This is a genomic window from Thermomicrobium sp. CFH 73360, assembly GCF_023806465.1.
Lineage (GTDB): Bacteria > Chloroflexota > Chloroflexia > Thermomicrobiales > Thermomicrobiaceae > Thermomicrobium.
The window spans coordinates 451,560-475,165 of sequence record NZ_JAMSLS010000002.1; the positions used below are offsets into that span (position 1 = coordinate 451,560).

Annotated in this window: 23 protein-coding genes; 6 read left to right on the plus strand and 17 right to left on the minus strand. The window is 62.3% G+C overall.

What is annotated here, in order from left to right; genetic code table 11:
• Window positions 1–62: 62 nt before the first annotated feature.
• Entirely contained in the window at window positions 63–506 is a 444-nt protein-coding gene (locus tag NET03_RS05355; protein ID WP_252127868.1) for a hypothetical protein, read from the minus strand.
• A 153-nt stretch (window positions 507–659) separates the two neighbouring features.
• On the opposite strand from NET03_RS05355, the gene NET03_RS05360 reads away from it, so the two are divergent.
• The 5 genes from NET03_RS05360 (at window position 660) to NET03_RS05380 (ending at window position 4,949) form a co-directional block, all read left to right on the plus strand.
• Window positions 660–1,226: an RNA polymerase sigma factor gene (locus tag NET03_RS05360; RefSeq protein WP_252127869.1), complete on the plus strand. Its 567-nt coding sequence runs from the start codon at window positions 660–662 to the stop codon at window positions 1,224–1,226.
• A 249-nt stretch (window positions 1,227–1,475) separates the two neighbouring features.
• Window positions 1,476–2,357, plus strand: coding sequence for a hypothetical protein (locus NET03_RS05365; RefSeq protein WP_252127870.1), 882 nt, complete (start codon window positions 1,476–1,478; stop codon window positions 2,355–2,357).
• A gap of 79 nt (window positions 2,358–2,436) precedes the next feature.
• Window positions 2,437–3,393: an ABC transporter ATP-binding protein gene (locus tag NET03_RS05370; RefSeq protein WP_252127871.1), complete on the plus strand. Its 957-nt coding sequence runs from the start codon at window positions 2,437–2,439 to the stop codon at window positions 3,391–3,393.
• Complete coding sequence (locus NET03_RS05375; protein ID WP_252127872.1) at window positions 3,390–4,247, plus strand: ABC transporter permease; 858 nt, start codon at window positions 3,390–3,392, stop codon at window positions 4,245–4,247. Before NET03_RS05370 ends, NET03_RS05375 begins: the two co-directional genes overlap by 4 nt.
• A 66-nt stretch (window positions 4,248–4,313) precedes the next feature.
• Window positions 4,314–4,949 carry an MBL fold metallo-hydrolase gene (locus NET03_RS05380; protein ID WP_252127873.1) on the plus strand — a complete coding sequence of 212 codons (636 nt, stop codon included), beginning with the start codon at window positions 4,314–4,316 and terminating at the stop codon, window positions 4,947–4,949.
• Here the strand turns inward: NET03_RS05380 and NET03_RS05385 are convergent.
• From NET03_RS05385 to lysW, 16 genes are all read right to left on the minus strand, one after another.
• On the minus strand, window positions 4,946–6,217 hold the full coding sequence (locus tag NET03_RS05385; RefSeq protein WP_252127874.1) for a M16 family metallopeptidase: 1,272 nt from the start codon (window positions 6,215–6,217) through the stop codon (window positions 4,946–4,948). The two genes, NET03_RS05380 and NET03_RS05385, sit on opposite strands and share 4 nt — an antisense overlap.
• 26 nt (window positions 6,218–6,243) lie before the next feature.
• Entirely contained in the window at window positions 6,244–6,723 is a 480-nt protein-coding gene (locus NET03_RS05390; protein ID WP_252127875.1) for a CinA family protein, read from the minus strand.
• 36 nt (window positions 6,724–6,759) lie between these two features.
• Window positions 6,760–8,025 (minus strand): MFS transporter, encoded by a 1,266-nt coding sequence (locus tag NET03_RS05395; protein ID WP_252127876.1) that lies wholly within the window; start codon window positions 8,023–8,025, stop codon window positions 6,760–6,762.
• 93 nt (window positions 8,026–8,118) lie between these two features.
• On the minus strand, window positions 8,119–8,970 hold the full coding sequence (locus NET03_RS05400) for a hypothetical protein (RefSeq protein ID WP_252127877.1): 852 nt from the start codon (window positions 8,968–8,970) through the stop codon (window positions 8,119–8,121).
• Between the two features lie 5 nt (window positions 8,971–8,975).
• Window positions 8,976–9,953 carry a hypothetical protein gene (locus NET03_RS05405; protein ID WP_252127878.1) on the minus strand — a complete coding sequence of 326 codons (978 nt, stop codon included), beginning with the start codon at window positions 9,951–9,953 and terminating at the stop codon, window positions 8,976–8,978.
• 38 nt (window positions 9,954–9,991) lie between these two features.
• Window positions 9,992–10,735 carry a DNA-3-methyladenine glycosylase gene (locus NET03_RS05410; RefSeq protein ID WP_252127879.1) on the minus strand — a complete coding sequence of 248 codons (744 nt, stop codon included), beginning with the start codon at window positions 10,733–10,735 and terminating at the stop codon, window positions 9,992–9,994.
• Window positions 10,736–10,993: 258 nt separating this feature from the next.
• Window positions 10,994–13,672: a valine--tRNA ligase gene (locus tag NET03_RS05415; protein ID WP_252127880.1), complete on the minus strand. Its 2,679-nt coding sequence runs from the start codon at window positions 13,670–13,672 to the stop codon at window positions 10,994–10,996.
• A 904-nt stretch (window positions 13,673–14,576) separates the two neighbouring features.
• Window positions 14,577–14,873: a hypothetical protein gene (locus NET03_RS05420; RefSeq protein WP_252127881.1), complete on the minus strand. Its 297-nt coding sequence runs from the start codon at window positions 14,871–14,873 to the stop codon at window positions 14,577–14,579.
• Window positions 14,866–16,077 carry an aspartate aminotransferase family protein gene (locus NET03_RS05425; RefSeq protein ID WP_252127882.1) on the minus strand — a complete coding sequence of 404 codons (1,212 nt, stop codon included), beginning with the start codon at window positions 16,075–16,077 and terminating at the stop codon, window positions 14,866–14,868. The genes NET03_RS05420 and NET03_RS05425 overlap by 8 nt, the downstream gene beginning before the upstream one ends.
• On the minus strand, window positions 16,074–16,910 hold the full coding sequence (locus tag NET03_RS05430; protein ID WP_252128140.1) for a [LysW]-aminoadipate kinase: 837 nt from the start codon (window positions 16,908–16,910) through the stop codon (window positions 16,074–16,076). The genes NET03_RS05425 and NET03_RS05430 overlap by 4 nt, the downstream gene beginning before the upstream one ends.
• A gap of 5 nt (window positions 16,911–16,915) precedes the next feature.
• A complete protein-coding gene (locus NET03_RS05435) occupies window positions 16,916–17,569 on the minus strand; it encodes a class I SAM-dependent methyltransferase (RefSeq protein ID WP_252127883.1) in 654 nt (217 codons plus the stop codon).
• Between the two features lie 11 nt (window positions 17,570–17,580).
• A complete protein-coding gene (argC, locus tag NET03_RS05440; protein ID WP_252127884.1) occupies window positions 17,581–18,639 on the minus strand; it encodes an N-acetyl-gamma-glutamyl-phosphate reductase in 1,059 nt (352 codons plus the stop codon).
• 34 nt (window positions 18,640–18,673) lie between these two features.
• On the minus strand, window positions 18,674–19,558 hold the full coding sequence (gene lysX / locus NET03_RS05445; protein WP_252127885.1) for a lysine biosynthesis protein LysX: 885 nt from the start codon (window positions 19,556–19,558) through the stop codon (window positions 18,674–18,676).
• Window positions 19,555–20,649 carry a [LysW]-lysine hydrolase gene (locus NET03_RS05450; RefSeq protein WP_252127886.1) on the minus strand — a complete coding sequence of 365 codons (1,095 nt, stop codon included), beginning with the start codon at window positions 20,647–20,649 and terminating at the stop codon, window positions 19,555–19,557. Before NET03_RS05450 ends, lysX begins: the two co-directional genes overlap by 4 nt.
• Window position 20,650: 1 nt before the next feature.
• Complete coding sequence (locus tag NET03_RS05455; protein ID WP_503008059.1) at window positions 20,651–21,481, minus strand: ATP-grasp domain-containing protein; 831 nt, start codon at window positions 21,479–21,481, stop codon at window positions 20,651–20,653.
• Between the two features lie 2 nt (window positions 21,482–21,483).
• Window positions 21,484–21,639 (minus strand): lysine biosynthesis protein LysW, encoded by a 156-nt coding sequence (lysW, locus tag NET03_RS05460; protein ID WP_252127888.1) that lies wholly within the window; start codon window positions 21,637–21,639, stop codon window positions 21,484–21,486.
• 1,186 nt (window positions 21,640–22,825) lie between these two features.
• Here lysW and NET03_RS05465 point away from each other — a divergent pair.
• Window positions 22,826–23,494, plus strand: coding sequence for a helix-turn-helix transcriptional regulator (locus NET03_RS05465; RefSeq protein ID WP_252127889.1), 669 nt, complete (start codon window positions 22,826–22,828; stop codon window positions 23,492–23,494).
• The last annotated feature ends 112 nt before the right edge of the window (window positions 23,495–23,606 follow it).

Consider the following 23,606-nt stretch of genomic DNA (forward strand, 5'->3'; position numbering starts at 1 on the left):
CCCCTTCACCGTTACGACGGCAGAGCAACCTGTGTCCACCGCCAGCGCCGACTCTACCACAGTCAACAGGCACCTCTCGCTGTCACACCAGCCCATCCAACCGGTGTTCTCAGGAGATGGAGCAGGGTCAGTTGACCCTGCTCCGAGGGACGGCCGGAGGTGAAGGCATTCGCATGAGTCGGAGCTGCAAAGGAAGGAGGTGCCGCCAGAATGAAGAGGTCAATGCATCGGACGATAGTGATCACGATTGTGCTCCTGACTTTGGCGTTCGTCACCACTGCTGCCTGCCGCGGTGGCGGCGCGGCTACTCCAACACCAACCCACGCAGCGACCCCGGCTGCAGCGCCACGCACACCTGCAGCCTCGCCCGCTACGACTCCGCACACCACACCAGCCGTCACACCAGCCAGGACACCGACAACACCGGCACGCACACCAACCGCGACGCCAGCGCGGACACCAGCGGCAACTCCAGCTGCCTCACCTGCCGGGACGCCGCGTGCCACACCGAGCCCGGCTCGTCCTCCACTTGCTACTCCGACGCCATGAGGTAGGGAAAAATTCCCGAGCGACCTCCGGTCCGTTCTGGCCGCTGGGGTAAGGTGTCACACAAAGAGCCCCAGCGGTGTTTTTCTCTAGATGTGCCCAGTGGGGTGTTGATGGCGGTGCCACGCGTGACGAGTCTGCACGATGAAGATCTCCTCGAGGCAATCCGCCGAGGACAGGAGGAGGCTTTCACTGCCCTCTACGAGCGCTATCGGCCCCTCGTTTTGCGCATCGCACTTCGTATCGTCGGAAACGCCGAAGACGCAGAAGATATCTGCCAAGAGGTCTTTGTTCGCCTGTTCCAGCAACCGCCAGCATTGGAGGGACCACAGGCACTTCGGCTCTGGCTGGCCCGCGTGACGACGAATACCGCACTCAACGTTCTCCGAAGTCGACGCCGTGCGCAGTTCCACTGGGCCCGCTGGCTCCGCCTGGAGTGGCTGCACCGACAACGGCGGGACGAAGGGTACGAGCGCGCCGAAACCGCAGCGCTCGTGCGAGCTGTACTCGACCAGCTTTCGGATCGCGATCGTGCACTCCTCGCACTGCGCGCAAGCGGCCTCAACTACGAGGAAATCGCCACAACGCTCGGGATTCGTCCAAGTTCGCTCGGCACCTTGCTGGCACGCGCCGAACGCCGCTTCCGGGAGAGGTACGAGGCACTCACGCGTATGGACTAGCATTCGAGAGGAGGTGAGGCAGTGCGACTATGGCGAAGGCAGTGCCCGTCCGAAGGGCGGTTGCGTCGTTACCTTGATGTTCCGGATGATCCATTCATCCACACGCACTTGGAGAACTGCGCCACCTGCCAGAGCCGGCTTGCCCGCCTGCGGGCAAATGCCGACTTCGCTGCGCGGGCCCTCATTGCGCTGGAGAGCGCAGCCAGCACCCCGCGTGTGTTATCGTCACAACCGCGAAAGGAGATCCCTATGCGTCGCCTGCGTGCCCCGGCTCTCGCGCTCGCCGTCACAACGACCATCGCCCTCGTTGTCTGGCTCGCCCCTGTCGGTGCTTTAGCCGACCAACTCGTCCAACGCTTCCGGGTCCAACAGTTCGCTGCAATCACCATTCCAGCCGACACGGTGCAAGTCCTGGCTACTCAGCTCGAGGCAATTCCCGAAGAAAACCGCGCGACTTTCCGGGAACAGTTCGCCCAAGCATTGCAGGTCACACCACAGGAGCATATCGAAGGCGTTCGTGAAGTGAGTTCTCTTGAGGACGTAGCTCTCCATCTCGGCCGGAGACCACTTCTGCCAAGTGAGCTCCCATCCACGTTCTCCGAGATTCAGCCACGCTATCTCATCGGTGATCCGCGCCGGACGGAGACGACCATCGACGTGGCGCGCGTCCAGCAGGCACTGGGAGCGATCGGGCTCCGCTTTGCGAGCCTCCCCGATCCCTCTGTGACACCAACGGTCACCGTCGCCGTTGATATTCCCGCAAGTGCTGCCCAGGTGTGGCAGACCAGCGACGAGCATGCACTCGTTGTGGCGGAGCTCGAGAGCCCGGTGCTTGAACTTCCAGCCGAAATTGACCCGGAGCTCCTTCGCGAAGACCTGCTGATGCTCCCCGGACTTCCGCCTGACGTCGTCGCCCAGATCCGCTCCGTGCGCGACTGGCGACAGACGCTCATCATCCCCCTCCCGGAGGGCGCAACCTCGCGGTCAATCTCGCTACGCGGCTCGACTGGGCTCCTGATCGAATCACCGGATGGGGCAGCGGTCCTCTGGCAAGAACGTGGCATCCTTCATGTTGTTGGAGGGCATGTGAGTGCGAATGAGGCGGTCACAGTGGCACGCTCACTCCGCTAAGCCAACGATCGCTCGAGGGAGACGGGGCGAGCAGTGACTGCTGCTCGCCCCGCGCGGCTGTAGCACGGGAAGCGAAGCCGTGAGCAACAACACTGTTCCACAACACGGCGACTGGGCAATCGAGACGAATGGTCTACGGAAAGTTTTTGGTGACCGTGTCGCTGTCGCAGACCTCTCGCTTACCGTCGGGTATGGTGAGGTCTTTGGGTTCCTCGGTCCGAATGGCGCAGGCAAGACAACCGCCGTCAAGATGTTGGTCGGGCTGATCCGGCCCACTGCCGGCAGCGGCCTGGTACTCGGGCGACCACTCGGTGATCATCATGCCCGTCGGCAGATCGGTTACTTACCGGAACTCTTCCGTTTCCATGATTGGCTGACCGGTGAGGAGCTGCTTGATCTCCACGGCCAGCTCTACGGACTCAGTCGTGCTGAGCGCCGACGCCGCATTCCTGAAGTTTTGGAACTCGTTGGACTGGCTGAGGCAGCGCGCCGTCGGGTACGCACCTACTCCAAAGGGATGCAGCAACGGATCGGGATTGCCCAAGCGCTGCTTGGCTCACCCCGGCTAGTCATTCTGGATGAGCCAACATCGGCACTCGACCCACTTGGGCGCCGCGACGTGCGTGACCTGATTCGCCGCCTGCGGGCTGACGGTGTGACCGTCTTCCTGAATTCGCACCTTTTGAGCGAGGTAGAGGCCATCTGCGACCGGATTGCCATTGTCAACCGCGGTCGTGTCATTGCTCTCGGGCCGATGTCCTCACTTTTAGCCGGCGAACTGGTCGTCGAGTTCCGACTTGGTGCTCTACCAGATGGCACACTCGCTGCACTGGAGCGCGTCATCCAAATCGATGCCGTGCAGCACGGTGAACGCCCTGTGCTCGTCGCCCGAGCCACCGACGAGACAGCAGTTGCACAGGCGGTTGATCTCTTGGTCCGTGCTGGCGTTCCGGTCTATGGGGTCATACCAGAGCGTCGCTCTCTCGAGGATCTCTTCGTCCAACTCGTGAACGAGGAACGGTCGGAGCCACAATGAAAGCCCTCGTCATCGCGCAGCTGACATTCCGGGAGGGACTGCGAAAGAAGCTTGTCCTTGGTGTCGTCCTCTTGAGCCTCGTCTTCGCGGCGCTCTACGTTTGGGGCTTCCACCTCTTTGTGCAAGACTGGCGTGCGATGGAAGCCCACCGACAGGCACAAGGTGCAACCACCATACTTCCCTATGAGGTCTTCGCCAGCGCGATGGTGCTCCTCGGACTCTGGACCGTCAACTTTCTCGCCGGTGTCATGACCATCTTCGCCGCGGTTGGCACGATTGCGAGCGAGATCGAACAGGGAACACTCCATGCGATTGTCCCGAAGCCGATCCGCCGCTGGGAAATTGTGCTCGGCAAGTGGCTTGGCTATGCCGGGATGCTGGCAATGTACATCGGTGTCATGGTCGCAATTGTCACCACGACAGCTCACTTCATTGGTGACTACCAGCCACCAAACATCCTCCAGGCCTATGGCCTTATCCTGCTCGTTGCGTTGATGTTGTTAAGCCTCACGATGCTCGGCAGCACCCTCTTTTCGACCGTTGCCAACGGTGTCATTGTCTTCATGCTGTATGGCATGGCCATCACTGGAGGACTCGTGGAACAGATCGGCACTGCGCTTGATAACGACGTCCTCGTACGCATCGGCGTGATCGTCTCGATCCTCGTCCCCAGCGACAGCATGTGGCGGCTCGCGAGTTATCTTGTCCAGCCACGCATTGCGGTCAATTTCTTGGGGCCGAACCCGTTCGGGACGACGGTACCACCGAGCTCGCTCGCTGTCTGGTACAGCGTCGGATACATGGTCGTTCTCTTGCTGCTCGCCATGGCTCGCTTCCAGCGACGCGATCTTTAGTCCTATGTCTGCGGCATACTGACGAACGTCGACGCGGGATGTAGCGCCGCGCGAACGGGAGGGGATATGGACATCGAGATTGTCACGCTTCCTTGTGGACCGTTGGAGACGAATGCCTACCTCATTGTGGATGGGGACCGTGCGCTCCTCATCGACGCGCCGCCCGAGTCGTTCCTGGCTGTACTTGATGAACTCGAGCGACGACACGCCCGGCTGGAGCGGATCGTCATTACGCACACGCACTGGGATCACATCGTGGATGCTGCCAAACTGCGACGTGAGACCGGTGCGCCAATCGCTGCGCACCCAGAAGCCGTCCCGCGCCTCGAACAGCCCCGCTCGCTCCTGACGCCCTTACCGTTCGCCATCGAGCCAGCACCGCCAGATGAACTCCTGGACGACGGAGACACGCTTTCCTTTGGCCCCCTGCACTTCCAGATCATCCACACACCAGGGCACACACCAGAACAAATTTCTCTCTACGAGTCCACTCGTCGCTGGTTTTTCGGGGGTGACACACTCTTCCCTGGCGGGTACGGACGGGTTGACCTGCCGGGTTCAAGCATGGAGCAAACTGTCCAAACCTTACGCCGTCTGCTTCAGCTTCCGGACGAGGTGATTGTCTTCCCCGGCCACGGTCCGACGACGACGATCGGCCATGAACGACCGTGGATCGAGCAACTGGTCAGCCAGTGGCGCTAATCGCCACGTGCTGCCGTGAGGAGCGGCTCAGGATCGTCAAACGGGCCGATGACCGCGAGCGCGAACCGGTCAGGACGGAAGAGTTCCTGCGCCAGTGCCTGGATTTCTTCGCTTGTCACCGCACGGATACGCGCAATGACCTCTTCTGGCGTCAGCACCTCGCCAAAGACGAGCTCCTGCCCGCCGATCCAGCTTGCCACCGCGCGGCTATCTTCAAGACCCATGACAATCCGACCGACACGCAGCTCCTTCATCCGCTCAAGTTCCTCTGTCGGCACCGGCTCACGCACCAGCTTTTCCAACTCGTTACGCACCGCCCGAAGTGCTCGCTCCGCCCGCTCCACGTCTGTGCCGGTATACACCACACCCTGTCCCACGTCAGCGTACTCGCGCAGATACCCGTAGACTTCATAGGCTAGGCCCTGCCGTTCACGGATCTCCTTGAAGAGCCGGGAACTCATGCCTGAACTCAAGACCGCATCGAGCATTCCCTGAACAAAGCGTCGCTCGTCGGTGTAAGGCAACGCTGGCCAGGCTACGCAGAGATGTGCCTGCTCGGTCGGCCGATCGAGTAGCTGGACGCAGGGGCGTGCATCCGCAAGCCGCGCCGGATGTGAGTCAGCAGGTGGCCCAGGCTTAAGGTCACCAAAATACTGCTCGACCAGCTCGACAACCTGCTCGTGGACGAGGTCACCAGCTGCCGCAACGACCAGCCGATCCGCACGGTAATGCTCGTGGAGATAAGCGATCAATTCATCACGCGTGATCGCCTCGACTGTCTCCTCCGAACCAATGATTGGCCGCCCCAACGGGTGGCCGTTCCAGAGCGCCTGGTCGACGAGATCGTGGATGTAATCGTCCGGTGTATCACGGATCCCGTGGATTTCTTCGACGATAACGTGCCGCTCCTTCTCGAGTTCGACCGGATCGAAGAGTGAGTGTCGCAGCATATCGGCGAGAACATCGAATGCCAGCCCTACGTGGGCGCTCGGCACCTTCACCCAGTAATCAGTCGATTCGCGACCAGTCGAGGCGTTCATGATACCGCCGACCCCTTCGATCGCCTCACTAATCAGAACTGGATCGGGGCGGCGCTCCGTTCCTTTGAAGAGCATGTGCTCCAAGAAGTGCGAGATCCCCGCAAGATAAGCACTCTCGTACCGTGAGCCAACACGCACATAAATGATGATCGTCGCCGAACGGACGTGAGGCATTCGGCTCGTGACGATGCGGATCCCGTTCGCAAGTTGTGTCTTCTCGTGCTCCATTCTTCACACTCGTTTCCTGGCTTTGGTCACTCACCGGTAACGCGGAGCAGGAGGTGCAGTGCTGCCTCAGCCGCCTGCGCGATATTCTCCCAGCGGTCTCCCGTAAACCGGTACTCTTCTACCACTATTCCGTCTGGGCCATCGCAGGCAATGTAGACTAGTCCGACCGGCTTCGTCGGCGTGCCCCCACCTGGTCCGGCGATCCCCGTCGTCGCCACAGCATACTCGGTCTTGAGGAGTGCACGCACACCGCGCGCCATCGCCTCAGCGCATTCGGAGCTCACCGCGCCCACGGTACGAAGGATCTCCTCAGGAACACCCAGTACGTCCCGTTTCACGGCATTGCTGTAGGCGATGATTCCACCAATGTAGTACTCGCTGCTGCCGGGAACAGAGGTTACCAGATGGCCGATCAGACCACCCGTACAAGATTCCGCCGTCGCAAGCGTGTGTCCCCGCCGGGTGAATACCTCGTAAACTCTCCGTGCGAGCAGATGTTCCGGCACGTCTCCCCTCCAGAGCGCGAAAAGCAAGTATACCGCTCAACTCGACGGCTCGAGGGTCAGTTCATCAAGCCGATTAGCGAGCCAGATCGACGGCAACAGCATCGCCATGATCGTTGCGAGGACAAGTGCACTCCCAACCAAGGAAAAGGCTCGAGCAGCGCCCACCCAGTCTCCGATCCAACCGCCGATACCGTTCGCTGCAATCAGCACGGTGAAGAGCACCGTCGAGCGTAGCGCGAAGATCCGGCCCATAAGGTGCGCCGGCGTCGCCCGCTGCACGATCGTCACGCTCGGTATAAGAAACAGCATGTTGCCGAGGCCCGTCAAAGCAGTCAAGCCGACCCCGAGCCAAAGGGGCGGCTCCAGTCCGAGGCCAAAGAGACCAACACCCATGACCACGAGTCCGCCCAGCACCAGTGAGCCAAGGCGGCGCGCATTCAGCGCCCCCATGAGCATCGCCCCCGCGACACTCCCGACGCCGATTCCGAAGTTCAACATGCTGTACGCCACTTCGCCACGCTCGGGGCGGGCATAGGCATACCCCACGAGGAGGGGCATCGCCATCCCAATCGCTACCGCGCCCAGCGTGACGATTGCCGTATTTGCCCGGACAAGTCTGTTGCCGACCAAAAAGCGAATCCCCTGGAAGAGATCACTCCAGACTGTTTGCACGCTCGCCGCCTCCAACCGCTCGTGACGGGGAAGGCGGAGCGGCCAAAGTACGGCAGCCGAGCAGAGGTATCCCAGCGCTGCAACGGCAAACGCCCCAATCAGCCCCTGTTCCGCCCCGAACGCCGCTACAAGTCCCCCGACGAGCAGTCCAGCGAGCGGATACCCTCCGATATCGCCAAGACTCTCCGCAAGCGAAGACAGCGAGTTCGCTGTCGTCAACTGCCCACCTCGAACCACGGAGGGAATCGCCGCCATCTTCGCCGGACGGTGCAGGATTGCTGCCGCATTGATGAGGAAAAGCAATGGATAGATGCTGAGAACCCAGGTCCAACTCGCAAGTGGCAACGCGAGGACAAGCGGGACACGCAGCAGATCGGAGGCAATCATCACCACGCGCCGGTCAAACCGATCAACAATCACCCCAGCCAGCGGCCCTAGCAGGAGATCAGGCAGTCCTGAGGCTAAAAAAGCCAAACCAGCAACCGTCATTGAACCGGTCAGCTGGTAGACCAGTGCAGCCAGCGCGACCCGATGAATCCGGTCACCAATGGTCGCAAAGAGATCGGAGCTCCAAAGCGCTGCGAAGCGCCGGTTCCCTACCAGCAACCGCAGCGGCTCCCGCCACTGCACCCCATCCCCTCCCTTGGTGACAGCACCGCGTCATCCTATAGGAAAGTCGTACTGGAGTATAACCGGCCAAACATGACTTGTGGCGATCCGCCGTCAGGATTCGTCCGGAGGTCGGACGCCTTTGAGCTCCAGCGCACGAATATCCGCCTCAACCTCCGCCAGCTGCCGCTGGACGACCGGAAGCCGGTCACGTGTCCGCTGCCAGTCGCGGTAGACTTCGTCGCGCTCTTGTCGAAAACGGTTCCGCTCAAGGAGGAGCTGCTGTCTCTGCCAGTCACGTGCAGTGCAGGTCGGACAGCGTCCACGCACGTCGCGCCAGCCCCCACATCGCTCACACGGGCGCGCAAGATCGGCGAGTGTCAGCGGCACCCAGACCACACCCTCGCGGCGTGCGGCCGCGAGCGCATCCATCGCCAGCAGTTCCAAGCTCGCGGCGAGGGTCTCGAGGAGTTCCTCACACGGACGACCGTACCCGACTTCCGCCAGGAGCGCTGCCACATCCCCTTCCACCCGTCGGAGCCGCGCTGGTGCAATCTGATGTCCACGCTCTGCCCAATCAACTTCCTCCACCCAACGGAAGGTCATCCCATTGATCTCAAGCAGAACGGTCGCTGGTTGCGCGTCGGCATCGACTGTCACCGTCACAGCAACTGCTGGCAGTGCTGGTTCTGGAGCTTGCGCAGAGTTCACTTCAAGCTGCCTGAGTTCTGCCTCTACCTCAGCCAGCGCAGCTTCCAGCTCGCGGATCCGCTGTGCCCAACGGTTTTCTGGTAAGAGGGCTTGCTCCGCCTGCGCCAGGTCATACTGGAGTGCCGCGCGGCGCTCCAAGAGGCGCACGAGCCGCCGGCGCTCCGCTTCGCGCACGTAGGACGAGGCTGAGTCCACTGCCTCTCCTGCCTCACCCGTGTTTTCCGGCTTCCGCTGCAAGAAACGTTTCCAGGACATCGTGATCACCTGCCATCGAGTTCGAGCGCATCGGTCGCGGTCTGAAGCCGTCGTAGAAGCTCAACCAACGGCGACGGACGAACAAACAGCGTGTCTTCTCTGAGAACTGCGCGCCAGGTCGCCCGTGGGGTTGGTGGCTCGCCAGTCAAGGCAACAGCCTTCACCACATTGGCACGCTCGTCGACCCAAGCCCGCAACAACCGCTGTCTACCATCACGCTGCCAGCGCAGTTCGAGGAGAGGCTTCCCGTCAGCCACCTCGCACCGGACGATGAGCGGTGAGTCCTCTGCGCCAAGATGTTCCGCTGCCTCGGCGAGTTGCCGCCATGCCAGGCCTCGCTGGTCGGCCTCATCGAGTCGCCAAGGGATGCCAATGCGCTCGGAAACACGCCAGCGCAACCAGCGACTTCGCCAGAGGGCTACACCGGTCAGAAGCAGTCCCCCATGCACGATGCCAAGCCATAGCGGATAGGGCCACTGTGCGCTATAGAGCTGCATCCAGTCACCGTACAATCCACTCACCAGGTCGAGCGCAGGATAAAAGACAAGAGTCGTCGCCACGATCAACCCACCACTCGCGAGGCAAACAACACTGACCGGCCGATGCACCCTCACGAACAGCCCGATCGCGAGCATTGCGAGGGCGAGCACCAGACTAACCACGTTCCCACTCAGCGCGATCCAGAAGTGGCCGGCCGGACTTGTTACATCGCTATACTCTACCCAACCAAGGAACAGAAGATAGCCAAATCCGGTCACCCGACCGCCCGCCAGCCAGACCGCGACCATGTGTCCGACCTCGTGGAGTAGCACTCCAAGCGGAACAACCAGAAACAGCGCAATTTCGACAAGGAGTGAGCGTTGTGCCGAGCTGAGCGGTTCAGCAAAGAGAAATTGCCGCCCACGCCAGGCCCGCACGAGTGCCCGCAGCGAGAGTGCGGCCATTGCCAGACTGACGAGCTGCAGCGTCGAAAACGTTGGCATCGGGTGATCCACCTTACCGGAGGATACTCTGCATCACCTCAGTCTACTGTACAGCCACGGTCACTGCGCGACCCTGAGACACAGGGATGACCAGGAATGAGGAAGCGCCACAGCAACGACGTCCCGCGGCGAATGCCGATACGCGTCGTACAGGTGACCTCGGCAACCTGCCGGCCCGGTTGGATCCAGAGAGGTGGCCCATCAAGCGGAAGACCGTTGTGCGCCAGTGTGATCCCAAAAGCGATCGCCAGCGCACCAGGACCACTTGCCAGGCGCACCGGAGCGAGCTCCCGAGCGGTGCGACGCTGACGCAGCCGTCGTGCTCGCATTGTCTCGAGTCCGACGAGCGGTGCAGCCGCGCGGAGCAGCACGGCACCAGCTTGGCTCTCCGGTTCCGTCACGACGTTGCAGCAGGGATACATGCCGTAAGCGCGGTACACGTAGGCATGTCCCGGTGGTCCCCACATCACCCGTACCGGCCCGTTCCGATAGCGCGCCGCATGCGACGCCGGATCCTCTGGCCCACCGTAGGCCTCAACTTCTACCAATTCCCCCGCCACAAGTTCCCCTTCAACAACGCTGACCAGGATCGCCCCAAGGAGTTCCCGAGCAACCTCGACCGCCGGCCGCGCGTACCACTCCCGCGGTAAGGCGAGCGCAGGGTCGAGCTGAAGCGACGCGAGTATATTGGTTCGCTGGCTCATGATAGCCCCCAGTGCCTTCGACTCCGGCTCCGCGGGCGAGCGAGCCTCGCCACCTCGTTCCCGGAGGATAGTCTCCATCACTGTCCCCGCGCCCCCGGAGTACCGCTCAATTCGTCTTCCTCGTGGTAGAGCAGCGACGGTCAGACTTCGGCGAACCGATGAAGCGGACGGCTGGCGGCAGCCGACCGGTGCACCCAGAACGGACAGGCCGCCAGAGTGCACGTCAAGCGAGAGCACGCTCAGCTGACCACCAGTCCTGGAGCAGGCGCACTGGCGACCGCCGGTGGAGAGGGGACGATGACAAAGCCCCGCAACCGTTGCGTTCTCGCTGGCGGCTCAGGCCAACTCCTCAAGCCGCGCCTGGAGAAGGCGTACACGCTCCTCGTTCTCGGCAAGTTTGGCACGATGCCGTTCCACGACGTGCGCCGGAGCGCGGGTCACGAACTGCTCATTCGCCAGAAGCGTGCGCGTCCGTTCGAATTCAGCGAGGAGCTCTTCCAGTTCGCGCTGCAGCCGTTGTCGCTCCGCCTCAATGTCCAGCATACCGCGCAACGGCAGGTAGATCACTGCATCGTCCACAATCAGCGAGACGACTTGACGCGGTGCCTCGAGAAGTTCGTCGACATATTCGAGTCCATCGCTGGCAATCCGCGCCAAGAAGCGGAACACGCCTTCGCTGTCCTGGAACGTCCGCCGGTGCGAGCCAGGGAAGATGATTGCCTGGATCCAGCGGGCCGGCTCCACCCCAGCCTCGGCCCGCGCATTGCGCACCGCCCGGATTGCTTCCATCAGGAAGGCAAACTCCTGCTCTGCCTCGTCGTCCATCTGCGTCGTATCTGGCTGGGGCCAGGGAGCGACCATAATGCTCTCGCCAGCGTGCGGTAGTCGTTGCCACAGTTCCTCGGTGAGAAACGGCATGAACGGGTGGAGCAATCGCAGTGCCCGCTCCAGGACAAAGGCCAGGGTCTGCCGCGCGGCCTGCGCGCTTGTACCGCCCACGTTGATCGCCACTTTGCTCGCCTCAATGTACCAGTCACAGAACTCGGACCAGAGGAAGTCGTAGAGCGTATGGCCGGCCTCGTGGAACTGATACCGCTCCATGAGGTCAGTCACCGTTTCAGTGACACGTTGCAGTCGGCTCAGGATCCAGCGGTCGGCCAAGCTGGCCGACTCTCGCGCCGGAGGCAGCACACTCCCGTCTTGCGCGCAGTCGATCGTCCCGCCGGCAAGTGCACGTAGCGTGTAGCGGGTGGCATTCCAGATCTTATTCGCGAAGTTGCGGCTCGCCTCGACCCGGCTTAGGCTAAGCTTCATATCGGTACCGGGGCCAGCCATCGTCACCAGCGTAAAGCGCAACGCATCCGCGCCGTACTGCTGCGTCACCTCAGTCGGGTCGATCACGTTCCCTTTCGTCTTGCTCATCCGCTGACCGCGCTCGTCGCGCACCGTGCCATGCAAATAGACGGTATAGAACGGCACCTCACCCATGAATTCAAGGCCAAGGAAGACCATGCGCGCGACCCAGAAGAACAGGATGTCGTACCCCGTCTCCATCACCGAGCCGGGATAGAAGTACTGCAGATCCTCGGTCTCGTCCGGCCACCCGAGCGTGCTAAACGGCCACAGTCCGCTTGAGAACCAGGTATCCAGCACATCTGGATCTTGCTCGATGCGCGTACTCCCGCAGTGCTCACAGCGATCGATCGTCTCCTCGGCCGTCACGGTCAACTGCTCGCAGTCCTGGCAGTACCAGACCGGTATGCGGTGTCCCCACCAGAGCTGCCGCGAGATACACCAGTCGCGCACGTTTTCCAGCCAGTGAAGATAGACGGCACGGAAGCGCTCGGGGATAAACTGGAGCGTTCCATTGCGGGCCACCTCGATTGCGGGCTGGGCAAGCGGAGCCATGCGCACGAACCATTGCTTGCTGATTAGTGGCTCGACCACTGTTCCACAACGCTGACAGTGGCCGAGGCTGTAACGATGTGGCTCCGTCCGCACGAGGTAGCCTTGTCGATCGAGTTCCTCGACAACGCGACGCCGTGCTTCCTGGATGGTCAGCCCCGCAAACGGCCCAGCCGCCTCGTTCAAGGTGCCGTCCGGATTCAGGATGTTGACCGGCGGCAGTTTGTGCCGCTGGGCGATCTCAAAGTCGGTGAAATCGTGGGCTGGTGTCACCTTCACCGCCCCGGTGCCAAAAGCCGGATCAACCGCTTCGTCAGCGACGATTTGCAGTCGCCGCCCCAGCAGGGGCAAGATCGCGGTCTTCCCCACAAGGTGCCGGTAGCGCTCGTCGTCCGGGTGGACAGCCACACCAGTATCGCCGAGCATCGTCTCCGGTCGTGTCGTCGCCACGACCAGTGACTCGTCACTTCCTTCCACCGGGTACCGCAGGTAATAGAGCGTCCCTTCCAACTCCTCGTGGTCAACCTCAAGGTCTGACAGCGCAGTCATACAGCGCGGGCACCAGTTGATGAGGCGCTCACCACGATAAATCAGCCCTTTGTCATAAAGCCGCTTGAAGGCCGTCCGCACTGCCCGTGACGGGCCAGGATCCATCGTGAAGCGGAAGCGTGTCCAATCGCAGGAGGCACCAAGGATCCGCAGCTGCTCGCGAATGCGGCCGCGGTAGCGGTTCATCCAATCCCAGACACGCTCCAGGAACTTCTCCCGCCCCAGATCGTGCCGAGTCAGCCTCTCCTTGAGGAGCTCCCGTTCAACGACCCACTGCCCAGCGATCCCCGCATGATCCGCCCCGGGCAGCCAGAGCGTCGGGTAGCCCTGCATGCGCCGCCAACGGATCATTAAGTCCTCGATCGCGACGAAGAGCGCGTGTCCCATATGGAGCTCGCCGGTGACGTTCGGCGGCGGCATGATGATGACGAACGGCTTGCGACTCCAGTCGATCGTCGGCGTGAAGTACCCCTGTCGCTCCCACCAGTCGTACCAGCGCGCCTCCACCGCCTGCGGCTGGTAGGTCGGGGCAAGTTCGTCGGAGCGCGCCACGTGCGTCATCGAGTCCCACCTCCACGTCGAGTGTCGCGATCGAGAACCAGATTACCCTCAAGCAGCACTCACTACTCACGAGCGGCCAATCGACGCGTGCCGTACTCGTCGGAAGGAGCACCCTTCCATCGGACGGCCTCTCCCGGCAAGCGTACCGACCGCCAGCGCACAACGTCAACGAGCCACGCGACACAGCGCATGGGCGCCTTTCCAAACCGTTCCCGATGCCCAGGCTCACCCTGGCGTGAAAACCGGCCACACCCACGACGCGATGGCCGACTCTTGAACACTGCGTCCTCTCGCCCCCATCTCGTTCCCGGTCTATTGTCGCGCCTCCGGCATCCTGACAAGGCAGCGAGCACCAGGACCCGGGAGCCAAGCGCTGCCCGGCGATTGACTGCCCACACTATCGAAACAGGAAAGGGAGCTTGAGCGTTGACCCCTCCCTGGCCTCTTCCTCCTCGCACCACGCTCGCTCACCAGCTCTTCAGCCGCTCGACGCGGCGATCGCTCGGCCGGCTCTCAAGCATGCAGCCAATGTGGGGCAGGGGGCATCTCCGCGCATAGGCTCCGTGTGACATCACCGATGCGCTCGAGTGCGATGCGTGGCGCCTCTCAGGGTACGCCTCACGTCCGCGTCCCGCTATCCAGCCACATTGTCGGAGATATTACGTCCGGCTCAACTCCTGCACCCTGGCGGGAAAAGCGAGGAACGCTGGTTCTTCGGCGGTAACGCCTCCCGTTGTCCCTCGTTTCCTACCCTTGAGGGAACCCGGCCAATTCAGCCCAGGTCGGCGATCCGTACCCGGGTTCACCCAGCGTTCATTCTCCACCCTCGCCACTTTTCCGCACGCTGCCACGATTGCACGCTGGCTCGGACGAGCAGGGCAGCTCCTGTCCCGGAGCACGCCCTTCACTCCTCCAGCTCGACCGATGCCGCGGGGACACGCTGGGCCAGCTGTTCTTGGAGGGCACTGAGCAATCGCTGCTCGGTCTCCAGGACGTGATCAGTGACCTCACGGAGGCGGCGTGTCAAGCGCGCCGAAAGGGTTAGTGCCCTCGCCGCAAGACGCAGCGCCTCGCCGGTCGTCAGATCCTCGCGTGCCGCTTGCGCGAGCAGCTCGGCCATTCGTTCTTCGTAGGTCGTCACCATCACACCGAAACTGCGCAGGATGACGCGCGTCGTCTCGCTCGATCGCTGCTCAGTCACGCTCGCCTCCTCCACCTGATCCGGCGCGCAGCGCCTCCAGCGCCTCGCTGATCCGTACCACTGCAAAATCAATGTCTTCACGGGTCAGGATCAAGGGCGGCAGGAGCCGCACCACCGTCGTGCCAGCAGGGAGCGCTAGCACTCCGCGCTCTTGCATCGCCTTGAGAACGGGCGTCGCACGCGTCTTCAGATCAACACCGAGCATCAGTCCGAGTCCGCGCACCTCGCGCACGAGTGGGTGACGCAAGGCGAGCAGCTGCTGACGGAAATAGGCACCAAGCTCCTTGGCAGCAGGGATCAGGTGGTCATCTTCGAGGGTCTGAAGCGTTGCCAGTCCAGCCGCACAGGCAAGCGGGTTCCCTCCGAAGGTGCTCCCATGGACACCAGGAGGCAACGCCAGCGCCACATCTTCTGTCAGGAGTGTCGCGCCAATCGGGACACCATTGGCCAACCCTTTGGCCACACAGAGGAGGTCCGGTGAAACTCCTGCGTGCTGGCAAGCAAACCAGGCACCGGTGCGGAACGCCGTCTGCACCTCGTCAAAAATAAGGAGTGCACCGCGATCTCGCGTGATCCGCCGCGCCGCCTCCAGGAAACTCGGATCAGCTGGATAAATTCCTGCCTCGCCTTGCACCGGCTCGAGAATCACCGCTGCCGTCTCCTGGTCGACGGCGGTCTCCAGCGCCACGGCGTCGCCGTAGGGGACATGCGTCACTTCCGGCAATACAGCGAGGAACGGTTGGCGATATTTCGGCTCCCCTGTCGCCGCTAGCGCTCCGAGCGTCCGACCGTGGTAGCCGCGCCGTGCCGCCACGATCTTGCGGCGCCCGGTTACTGCCCAGGCGAACTTCAGCGCTGCCTCCACTGCCTCCGCGCCGGAGTTACTCAAGAACACGCGCACTAATCCATGAGGGGCGAGAGACAATAGCTTTTCCAGGAATGCCGCCCGCACGTCCGAGGCGAATGACTGGTGACAGCTCAAGAGTCTCCCCGCCTGCGCGACGATCGCAGCAGTGACACGAGGATGGGCATGCCCCAGGAGATTGACCCCGTAGTTGCTCATCAGGTCGAGATACCGCTGCCCGTCACTATCATAGAGCCACACCCCTTCGCCACGCACTAACGCGATACCGCGCTTGGCATACAGCGGTGGCTGGAGCATCTCGTCGAGCTGGACGATCGTTGCCGTCGATCGCGCCGTCATGGTCGCACCTCGACCCGGCTCCCGGCGATCAGCACTGTCCCCGCGCCGGCAAGTGCCCGCTGGATAGGCTGTGGCACACGTGCATCAGCAAACACCACTCGGCCGATCCCGGCCTGCACCGCCTTGCACCCTGCCTCCACCTTCTTCTTCATTCGCCCCTGTGCCGCCGTCATCGCCGCCTCGACACTCGCCGGATCGTCTACATCAATGGCGGAAATCAGCGAGTCCGGATCACGCACGTCCCGCAGGAGGCCAGGTGTATTCGAGAGGATGACCAGCGCATCAGCCCGCAGTGCAATCGCAAGCTGCATTGCCAGCTTGTCGCCGTCCACATTGATCGCCTCGCCCTGGTCGCTCACCGCCGGGGGTGTGAGTACAGGCAGATACCCATGGTCGAGCAGGAGCTCCAAGAGCTGCGTATCAACTCGTTCGATACTTCCCGCATAGTCTCCCCGCAGCACCTTCGGTTTCCCATTTTCGATCGCCCGCAGCGTGTCTTTGCGTGGACCGCTGGCGATGCGTCCGTCCATCGCTGTCAACCCGACTGCGTTAACGCCACGCTGCAGCAGTCCCTCGACGAGCCGCTTATTGACCAGACCGGCATAGACCATCAACATCAGATCCATCGTCTCGCGGTCGGTAAACCGGCTGACCTGACCAGTCGAGGACATCACGAGGCGTGGCTCCCGTCCAAGCCGTCGCGTCCACTCGTCAAGTGTCGCGTTTGCCCCGTGGATGAAGATGATCTGTGTCTCATGCCAGAGCGCTGCCAGATCGTCCAGCGTCAGTGCCGGATCGATTCCTGCGCTCCCTCCCAGCTTCACGACCAACATCTTTGTCACGTCGCTCCTTTCTCCCTCGTCCTCCCACTCGGCTTTTCCCAGACTGTGGTATGCCCCAAGAGCCAGCGCCGCTGAGCGATGAGTCGGAGACCCACCCGCTCAGCTAGTTCGCGCACCCGCCGATACCGCACGTAGTGCGGGTCCCCCATTGTCTCGACGATTGCGAGGCGCCCACCCGGTCGCAGCACCGTCGCCAACTCTTGTACTGTCGCCGCCGGGTCGGCTGTTTCGCCAAGCACATGGACAAGGAGCGCCCGGTCGTACGTATCCTGCTCCAGCGCTGCCAACGTGCCCCGCCCGAGTTCCACCAGCAGCGGCAGCACGTTGGTCAGTCCGCGCTTTTCCGCCTGTTGCTGCACCAATTCGAGCATCCGCGGCTGCATGTCAAGTGCGGTGATTGAACCGCTTGGTCCGACACGCTCGGCCAAGGGGATCGTCAGTCGCCCCGGCCCCGCGCCAGCGTCGAGTACCCGCATGCCCGGCTGCAACTCCAGCAAGGCAGTCAGCTCCGCTGCCTGGGCAAACGAGCGCACCCCCGGCAGTGTCAAGAACCAGGCGAGCCGCGCGGAAAAGGGCCGTCGGCGAGCAAGCTTCCAGCCGAGCGCGAGACCTACCGCGAGCAGAGGGGAAATGACCCAGCGACGTCGCACCACGCGACTCCTCACAACGGGTGCAGCCCCGGAAACTCGAGGGCCAATGTCTCGGGAAAGCCAAGCCGGATGTTCATCGCCTGGACCGCTTGTCCTGCTGCGCCCTTCATAAGGTTGTCAATTGCCGACATCACCACGAGCCGCTGCCGGCCACCCGGGAGTTCGTCCAGTTCCCAGCCGATATCACAGTAGTTCGAGCCAGCCAGGATCTTCGGTTCCGGATACCGGTGGATTCCGCTTGCCTCCTTGACCAGACGGATGAATGGTTCCTGGCCGTAGGCTGCGCGATAGACCTGCCAGAGATCACGGTCGGTGAGTGGTCGATTGGGGAAGACATGGGCCGTCGCCAAGATCCCCCGCACCGCTTCAACGCTCGTGACCGAGAGGCCAAGCGACGGCGTCCGTCCACAGACCGTGAGTTCCTGCAGAACCTCAGCGGTGTGCCGGTGGCCGCCCGGCTTAAAGGGACGGATCACCCCACTCCGCTCTGGGTGGTGGCTTGCTGGCCCAGCCTCACCACCAGCCCCGGAGGAGCCCACCTTACACTCAACGGTCACTGGCATGTCCAGGTCGACGAATCCCGCGCGGAAGAGCGGGGCAAGCCCAAGAATCACTGCCGTTGAGTTGCAGCCTGGGGAGGCGATGTACCGCGCTGTCCTGATTTCCTCACGGTGGAGCTCTGGAAGTCCATAGACAACCTGGCCAAGCAACTCCGGCCGAGGATGCGACCAGTGGTACCATGTCTCATAAGCAGCCGGGTCCCGTAAGCGAAAATCTGCAGAAAGGTCGATAACAACCGGCGCAAGTTCGAGCAGCCGGTCCACAATCGGAGCCGTCTCCCCGTGCGGCAAGCAGGCGAAGAGCACCTCGACCGGCTCGAGCGCCTCGGGCGGGACAAATTTCAAGGTTGTGCGCTTGCGGAGGTTCGGGTGCACCGTATGCACGAACTTTCCGGCTCGCGACCGCGAGGTGACGTGCTTTACCTCGACTTCCGGATGATGAAGCAACAAGCGCAAGAGCTCCCCACCCGTGTAGCCTGAGCCTCCGAGGATCGCGACGGTCACTGCCATCCAGGTACCACCTCTCCCTCCCGTGGTCTTTCCATCAGTGGCTCAACGCCATCGCGGGCGACGCTCCCTGCGTCGCCCGCGCCAGCACATAATCGGCGATGAGTCCCGCCACGTCGACATGGGTCGTGCGCATCAACCCCTTAAACTCAACACCGCCGTTGACTTCCAGGACTTCGAGCCCATCCGCCGTCTCGACGAGATCGACACCCGCGATCTCCAACCCGATTGTGTGTACAGCCCGCAATGCGAGTTCGGCTAGCTGCGGTGTCACTGGACAGGGATGAGAGACTGCCCCACGTGCCACATTCGTCACCCAGTGCTCAGCAACACGGTATGATGCCGCAACCACCTGGTTGCCGACGACGAAGACACGCACGTCGCGCCCCGGCTTATCGACATATTCCTGGAGATAGAAGACGCCATGGTGGAAGGAGCCGAGCACCCGCTTGTGCTGCAACACCTCACGCGCTGCGGCAGGAGAATTGACACGGGCAAGCAGTCGTCCCCAAGAGCCAGTCACCGGCTTAATGACCGCTGGATATCCCAGCTGCTCGAGGGCCGCAAGAGCACTCTCCACATCGAAGGCGACGAGCGTGCGGAGCGTGGGCACACCAGCTGCTGCCAGGAGCCGCGTCGTCAGCACCTTATCATCGGCGATGGCAGTCGCCTGGCTCCGGTTGACCGTGGGGATTCCGGCAGACTCGAAGAGGCGCAGGGCTACCTGCCCACGGCTGTGCGCCATGCACCGGTCAAGGACAAGATCGACCTGCGGCCAGCTGTGTTGGTTCGTAAGATCAAACACGAGCTGGCGGTCATAAAGCCGCACGACCTCTGCGCCTCGCTCAGCCAATGCACGCAGGAGGAGTTTCTCCTCTTCTCGGACATGCGAGAGTAGCACCCCGATCCGCGGCGTACTCACGACTCGTCCCCCCATCGCCCACCCACGATTTGTGCCGCGATCCGCTCAATCGCCCGCTGGAGCACGGCGATACCGCGCAAGAACTCGTCGATCGCGATGTGCTCGTTCGGCGTATGGTCCAGCCGGGAGTCGCCCGGACCATAGGCGACGATTGGACAGCCCCAAGCCGGACCGACGATATTCATGTCTGACGTTCCCGTTTTTACCTTCAGTTTCGGCTCACCTCCGAGCTCACGGATCGCTGAGAGAAACGCTGAGACCAATGGTGAGCGCTTATCGACTCGAAAGCCTGCCGCGTTGACTGTCACCACGACCTCCCCAGCACCGGCAAGTCGCTGCGCCACTGCGACCGCCCGTTCTGGCGGGAAGTCCGGCGGCAAGCGGAGGTTGGCCCGCAACCAGGCCTGTTCGGTCAGTCCGTCTCCATTGGTGACGATGCTGAGCAAGGTCGGTGTGACGCAATCGAAGGCACGCGTCCGTCCAGCATTCTGCTCGTCACACCAGCTGACGAGAGCATTCCAAAAGGCAACCGCGTCTTCCGCTGCCGTCGTGCTTGGTCCGGCAGCATGCGCTGACGGTCGAACGATCCGATACTCAATCGCTACTGACCCTTTGTAACCGAGTACAACGCCGTCCCAGCCGCTCGGCTCACCGATGATCACCGCATCCGGACGCGAGTGATGTTCGACGAGCCAATTCGCACCACGCGAACTCATCACTTCTTCCTCCACCGCCCCAACGACAGTAAGGCGGATCCCCGGAGGAAGCGCCGCTCGGGCACCGGCCAGCACAAACGCCGCAAGCGGTCCCTTGGCATCGACTGCGCCACGGCCATAGAGCAACCCGTCCATCTGCCGCACCGGAATCCGACCTGGCACAGTATCGATGTGCCCAAGCAACATCAGCTCACGTGAACCAGATCCACGGACCCCGACCGCGTTCCCCGCTTCGTCCGGTGCTGCCTGGTAGCCGAGCTCCGTCATGCGAGTGCACAACCACTCGACGGCCGCCGCTTCTTGGCCCGAAAGACTCGGGATACGGAGGAACGCTTCGAGGAAGGCAGCAGCTTCGACGGCGAGCTCGGTCGTCATCTCATTCCCTCGTCCCTGGAGTTGCTTGCTGAACCTGTTCCATCACGAACGCGACAATCCGCTCCGCGATCGGCACTCCTTGCTCGGCCAGCTCGCGGAACTGCAAAAGATTTTCGGCAGAGAGGACGATCGGCTGACCGTCCCGTTCCACGACGTCAAGAACGTAAACGCCGCTGCCGAGTCGTCCAACAAGCGCACTCGCCAGCGGCTCCCAACGTTCTCGCTCCTCGAGCGTTAGCGGCATGTCGCCGCCCCGTCCTTGCAGAATCGCAAGGAGCTCTGTCCCAACGATCACCATCCGCCGTACTGCACCCGGCTCAGCGACCGCCTGCTGGACCAGCACTGCTCGCTCCTCGCCGAGCACCCGGCGATGCTCAACCAGCGCCTCAGCAGCATCCGGATCCTCGACAAACGCGATCGGCATCATCGGGTCCACCGTCAGCGATTTCAGGTACACCGGATATCCCAGTGACGCGATCGCGCGGAAGGTTGCCGCCTCACCGAAGGCAACGATTGTTGGTGGCGTTGGGATCCCAGCCACGACAAGATGCCGGAGGAACGCCAGGCGATCCGCCAACAGCCGCGTCGTCGCCGGGCGGTTTACGACTACCGCGCCACGCGCTGCCAGCAGCGCAGCAAGCGCAGCCGACTCCGGGGTTGCCTGTTCTCGGTCAAGTGCGATGGCCGGCAACTCCACCCCATCGTCCTGCAAGGGAATGGCGACTTCATTGGGATCGTACAACCGGGCCTCCCAGCCCACGGCCGCAAACGCCTGCTGGAGCAGGCGCTCCTCAACCCGCAGTCGCTCGGCGAGCAGCGCGAGCGTGGCCATCGTCACTCGCCCCAGTCCTCTTCCTCAGCCGGTGCAAGGCCTAGCTCGAGTGGATCGACCGAGAGGACTTCGAGATCGGCTCCGCACTCCGGGCAGGAGACAATTTCCCCCACCTCGACGTCCGTCAGACCGAGATTGGCACCACACTCTGGGCACATCGTGGGTCACTCCCTCCACTCCAGACAACGTTCCGACAAAACGAATCGGCGGTGAGCTTGTGGGCTCACCGCCGCTCCGGCTCTACGCTAACGCGTCAGGTCAACAGGACCGTCCGCGGGCGCTTCCGGTTGCGGCAGGAGCCCCCAGGCACCTGGGGGCGGGGATAGGTGCGGGGGTAGCCAGGACAGCATAGCCCCTGGCGCTCACTGCCCCAGGTTTCTCTGCCGTCCGGTTCATTCTCTCAATACCCCGTCCCATCGTCCGTCCCCGGCCTCCTGCCGCAACGGGACTTGCAGGTAGACTCTAGCACATCGGGTATGGTGAGCGCAAGAGGGATTTGTAGCGAGCAAATTTCTTCCTGCTAAGGCCGACGCGCTGCACAGCAATGGAAGACCGAGCTTTGCCTTGATCCGGTCGACGGAACCCCTCCTGAACTCGCAACGCCTGGCGCAGTGAAAGAAGGAACACTCGCCTTCATTTGGACTCGAACTATCCGCTGTCTCTCCTGTGCATTTCCTAACGCGGGCCAATGCCATGCACAGATACCCCTACTCCGCCACCAGCATTCTGCTCGCTGCTGGCTCCCCAGCCGGATAGGTAAACCTCAGAGGCGACAACAACTCATGCCCATTGCCTTGACCCTGTTTGGGGAACCCCTCCGTGCGGCCGACCACAATCTGGCCAGCCGCGTTGAGGGCGCTCATGGAACGCCGCGAAAAGCCCGGCGAGATTCCTTGGATGATCCACTCCGTGTTACTGAACTTGGTCGCAGAGGCGCGATTGACACCACCGGGATGAAAGGCGGAGACCATTGCGCCATAATACCCCCGTTGGGCCTCCGCGCAATGGCTGACACCACGGATACGTTTCGTCATTTCCTTCAGCGAAGATATCCCGTTGTGAATAGCCATGGCAAGCAGCGTATGAGCTTCTGCTGAATCGCGCACTTGTCATCGATCTCGTGCGAACAGATCTCCGCGAATGATCATCCAGCTTCCCGCGTTGGAACACCTCACCTCGAGCCTTCTCCCCTTTCACTCGCTCAATCTGCCGTTAGAGCTCTTCCTGCGCACGAAGCGAGAAGTGACACAACGATACCTAGGCCCAACACCAATAGAGTCAGAGATTTTCTCATTTCCATTCCTTTCCTGTTCTGCTATCCTAGGAAACAAAGGAGGTAGAGCGATGCGCCAAGCAACAATCACCCCCGACCGACCCTCGACCCGGGAGCAACTGCTTACACTGCTGAAAAAGAGCGAGGGTCTCACCGCTGATCAGCTCGCCCGGATGCTCGGGATTACCTCCATGGCCGTCCGCAAGCACCTCACCGCGCTCGAGCGTGACGGGCTTGTCACGACTTCCCTCCAGCGACGCAAGATCGGTCGGCCAGCTCGTCTCTACCGCTTGAGTCCCCAGGCCGATGCGCTGTTCCCGCAACAATACGACGCGATGCTCACCGAAGTCTTGCGTGACCTGGCAGCGCTGGATGGCCCCGCCAAGGTCGACCTTCTGCTGCGCCGTCGCGTTGAGCGTGTTGGTCAGACGCTCGCTCGGGAACTCGAGGGCACGCCCACGCTCCGTGAGCGCGTCCGCAAGCTCGCCGAAACGCTCGATGGGTTTGGCTACTATACGACCTGGGAGCAGCTCGACAGCGAGACGTTCCGGCTTTGCCAGTATCACTGCCCGATCCGCCAGGTCGCAGCCAATTTCCCAACCACCTGTGACGCCGAGGTCGAACTCTATCGGGCGCTCCTGCGCGCTGACATTGAGCGACGCTGCCATCTTGCCTCTGGCGATCCCTGCTGTTCCTATCTGATCCGCGCTCCGCAGACAGCAGCCGTCGGAGCATCTTGAGTCGTCTACGACAGTGGGATCGTTCCGAGGAGCGCGAGGCTCAGCGCCAAGACTGCACAACTCAGAAGACCAAAGAGGATCCCCAGCAGTGCCGCGGTACGAAACCGTGGTT

Excerpts from the sequence above, each read along its gene's own strand:
- NET03_RS05410 (WP_252127879.1), bottom strand. The coding sequence starts at position 10,735 with ATGGAGACTATCCTCCGGGAACGAGGTGGCGAGGCTCGCTCGCCCGCG.
- NET03_RS05365 (WP_252127870.1), top strand. The coding sequence starts at position 1,476 with ATGCGTCGCCTGCGTGCCCCGGCTCTCGCGCTCGCCGTCACAACGACC.
- NET03_RS05385 (WP_252127874.1), bottom strand. The coding sequence starts at position 6,217 with ATGGAGCACGAGAAGACACAACTTGCGAACGGGATCCGCATCGTCACG.
- lysW (WP_252127888.1), bottom strand. The coding sequence starts at position 21,639 with ATGTGCCCAGAGTGTGGTGCCAATCTCGGTCTGACGGACGTCGAGGTG.
- NET03_RS05405 (WP_252127878.1), bottom strand. The coding sequence starts at position 9,953 with ATGCCAACGTTTTCGACGCTGCAGCTCGTCAGTCTGGCAATGGCCGCA.
- NET03_RS05360 (WP_252127869.1), top strand. The coding sequence starts at position 660 with ATGGCGGTGCCACGCGTGACGAGTCTGCACGATGAAGATCTCCTCGAG.
- NET03_RS05465 (WP_252127889.1), top strand. The coding sequence starts at position 22,826 with ATGCGCCAAGCAACAATCACCCCCGACCGACCCTCGACCCGGGAGCAA.
- argC (WP_252127884.1), bottom strand. The coding sequence starts at position 18,639 with ATGGCAGTGACCGTCGCGATCCTCGGAGGCTCAGGCTACACGGGTGGG.
- NET03_RS05425 (WP_252127882.1), bottom strand. The coding sequence starts at position 16,077 with ATGACGGCGCGATCGACGGCAACGATCGTCCAGCTCGACGAGATGCTC.
- NET03_RS05415 (WP_252127880.1), bottom strand. The coding sequence starts at position 13,672 with ATGACGCACGTGGCGCGCTCCGACGAACTTGCCCCGACCTACCAGCCG.
- NET03_RS05380 (WP_252127873.1), top strand. The coding sequence starts at position 4,314 with ATGGACATCGAGATTGTCACGCTTCCTTGTGGACCGTTGGAGACGAAT.
- NET03_RS05430 (WP_252128140.1), bottom strand. The coding sequence starts at position 16,910 with ATGTTGGTCGTGAAGCTGGGAGGGAGCGCAGGAATCGATCCGGCACTG.
- NET03_RS05450 (WP_252127886.1), bottom strand. The coding sequence starts at position 20,649 with ATGACGACCGAGCTCGCCGTCGAAGCTGCTGCCTTCCTCGAAGCGTTC.
- NET03_RS05375 (WP_252127872.1), top strand. The coding sequence starts at position 3,390 with ATGAAAGCCCTCGTCATCGCGCAGCTGACATTCCGGGAGGGACTGCGA.
- NET03_RS05455 (WP_503008059.1), bottom strand. The coding sequence starts at position 21,481 with ATGGCCACGCTCGCGCTGCTCGCCGAGCGACTGCGGGTTGAGGAGCGC.
- NET03_RS05400 (WP_252127877.1), bottom strand. The coding sequence starts at position 8,970 with ATGTCCTGGAAACGTTTCTTGCAGCGGAAGCCGGAAAACACGGGTGAG.